The 2,677-nt window shown below is 54.3% G+C and carries 2 tRNA genes and 2 rRNA genes (1 of these 4 only partly in view); all 4 read right to left on the minus strand.

The window, feature by feature from the left end:
• Positions 1-595: ribosomal RNA gene (locus HAP95_RS16770) — 23S ribosomal RNA — on the minus strand; it reaches 2,294 nt to the left of the window's first position.
• A 240-nt stretch (positions 596-835) separates the two neighbouring features.
• Positions 836-911, minus strand: a tRNA-Ala gene (locus HAP95_RS16775).
• A gap of 3 nt (positions 912-914) precedes the next feature.
• Positions 915-991, minus strand: a tRNA-Ile gene (locus HAP95_RS16780).
• Positions 992-1,037: 46 nt separating this feature from the next.
• A 16S ribosomal RNA gene (locus HAP95_RS16785) occupies positions 1,038-2,573 on the minus strand.
• The 16S and 23S rRNA genes sit together here with 2 tRNA genes alongside, the layout of an rRNA operon.
• Between the last annotated feature and the right edge of the window lie 104 nt (positions 2,574-2,677).

Here is a 2,677-nt window from a genome sequence, read left to right on the forward strand (position 1 = left end):
GAAAGTAAGTCGCTGACCCATGATACAAAAGGTACGCAGTCACCCGTAAACGGGCTCCCACTGCTTGTAGGCATACGGTTTCAGGATCTATTTCACTCCGCTCTCCGCGGTTCTTTTCGCCTTTCCCTCACGGTACTGGTTCACTATCGGTCAGAGACGAGTATTTAGCCTTGGAGGATGGTCCCCCCATCTTCAAACAGGATTCCACGTGTCCCGCCCTACTTTGCTCATGCCTAGTTCCACGAAAGTCTTTTCGGATACGGGGCTATCACCCACTACGGCCAACCTTCCCAGGTTGTTCTCCTAAGTCTTACGCTAAATCATGAAGGCTGGTCCCGGTTCGCTCGCCGCTACTACGGGAATCTCGGTTGATTTCTTTTCCTGCAGCTACTGAGATGTTTCAGTTCACCGCGTTCGCTTTACTGACCTATGTATTCAGTCAGCAATAACCCGATCACTCGGATTGGGTTGCCCCATTCGGACATCCCCGGATCAAAGCTTGTTTACCAGCTCCCCGAGGCTTTTCGCAGGTATCCACGTCCTTCATCGCCTGTCTCTGCCAAGGCATCCACCGTATGCCCTTATTCACTTGACCATATATCCCCAAGCATCCACCTGGAGGTCTGCCATCGGCAAGATGACAAACATGGCCTTCCCTTCCTCAACTGTCAAAGAACAATACCGCTTCACTACTTCGAATCGGTAGTACTCAGCTTCTTTATTTAGAAACTCACTACTACGGACTCTTTTTACCTTTCTACTCTCTACTTCCTGTTACCTGTTACCTACTTCTCCACCCCAGCGTCCGACCCGCTTCGCGCGGGCCTCTTCCCTTTGGTGGAGCTGACCGGGATCGAACCGGTGACCCCCTGCTTGCAAAGCAGGTGCTCTCCCAGCTGAGCTACAGCCCCATTTGGTGGGCCCAAGTGGACTCGAACCACTGACCTCACGATTATCAGTCGTGTGCTCTAGCCAGCTGAGCTATAGGCCCGATTCTTTACCGAGTGGCGTGTGTGGGGTCTAGGACCCATTTCTTTAAAGGAGGTGATCCAGCCGCAGGTTCCCCTACGGCTACCTTGTTACGACTTCACCCCAGTCATGAACCATACCGTGGTCATCGCCCTCCCGAAGGTTAGGCTAACGGCTTCTGGTACAATCCACTCCCATGGTGTGACGGGCGGTGTGTACAAGGCCCGGGAACGTATTCACCGCGGCATGCTGATCCGCGATTACTAGCGATTCCGACTTCATGCAGTCGAGTTGCAGACTGCAATCCGAACTACGACGCGCTTTCTGGGGTCTGCTCCACCTCGCGGCTTGGCTTCCCTCTGTACGCGCCATTGTAGCACGTGTGTAGCCCTGGACATAAAGGCCATGAGGACTTGACGTCATCCCCACCTTCCTCCGGTTTGTCACCGGCAGTCTCCCTAGAGTGCCCGGCCGAACCGCTGGCAACTAAGGACAAGGGTTGCGCTCGTTGCGGGACTTAACCCAACATCTCACGACACGAGCTGACGACAGCCATGCAGCACCTGTGTTCTGATTCCCCGAAGGGCACTCCCGCATCTCTGCAGGATTCCAGACATGTCAAGCCCAGGTAAGGTTCTTCGCGTTGCATCGAATTAAACCACATGCTCCACCGCTTGTGCGGGCCCCCGTCAATTCCTTTGAGTTTTAACCTTGCGGCCGTACTTCCCAGGCGGAATACTTATCGCGTTAGCTACGACACTCAGTACGCTTGGCACCAAACATCTAGTATTCATCGTTTAGGGCGTGGACTACCAGGGTATCTAATCCTGTTTGCTCCCCACGCTTTCGTGCCTCAGCGTCAGTATTGGGCCAGGTGGCCGCCTTCGCCACTGATGTTCCTCCAGATCTCTACGCATTTCACCGCTACACCTGGAATTCCACCACCCTCTCCCATACTCTAGTACACCGGTTTCCACCGCCATTCCCAGGTTGAGCCCGGGGATTTCACGACAGACCTAATGCACCGCCTACGCACCCTTTACGCCCAGTGATTCCGATTAACGCTTGCACCCCCCGTATTACCGCGGCTGCTGGCACGGAGTTAGCCGGTGCTTCTTCTTGGATTCACGTCAACAGCAGGCGATATTAGCACCCACCTTTTCGTCCTCCACGAAAGAACTTTACAACCCGAAGGCCTTCTTCATTCACGCGGCATTGCTTCGTCAGGGTTGCCCCCATTGCGAAAAATTCCCCACTGCTGCCTCCCGTAGGAGTCTGGGCCGTGTCTCAGTCCCAGTGTGGCTGGTCGTCCTCTCAGACCAGCTACCGATCGTCGCCTTGGTAGGCCTTTACCCTACCAACTAGCTAATCAGACGTAGGCTCCTCTTCCAGCGCGAGGTCCGAAGATCCCCCGCTTTCCCCCTCAGGGCTTATGCGGTATTAGCCCAAGTTTCCCTGGGTTGTCCCCCACTCAAAGACAGATTCCTACGCGTTACTCACCCGTCCGCCACTCGTCAGCATCCGAAGACCTGTTACCGTTCGACTTGCATGTGTTAGGCATGCCGCCAGCGTTCAATCTGAGCCAGGATCAAACTCTTAAGTTCAATCCATACAATTTGTTCAACTTCTGCCATGTCCAGAACGTCTAAACGCCCTAAACACAGCTTGGGCCTAAACCCCACACATCTCCACTCGGCTTTTAAAGAAC

The sequence above is a fragment of the Acidithiobacillus sulfurivorans genome (genome assembly GCF_018853815.1).
GTDB lineage: Bacteria > Pseudomonadota > Gammaproteobacteria > Acidithiobacillales > Acidithiobacillaceae > Acidithiobacillus > Acidithiobacillus sulfurivorans.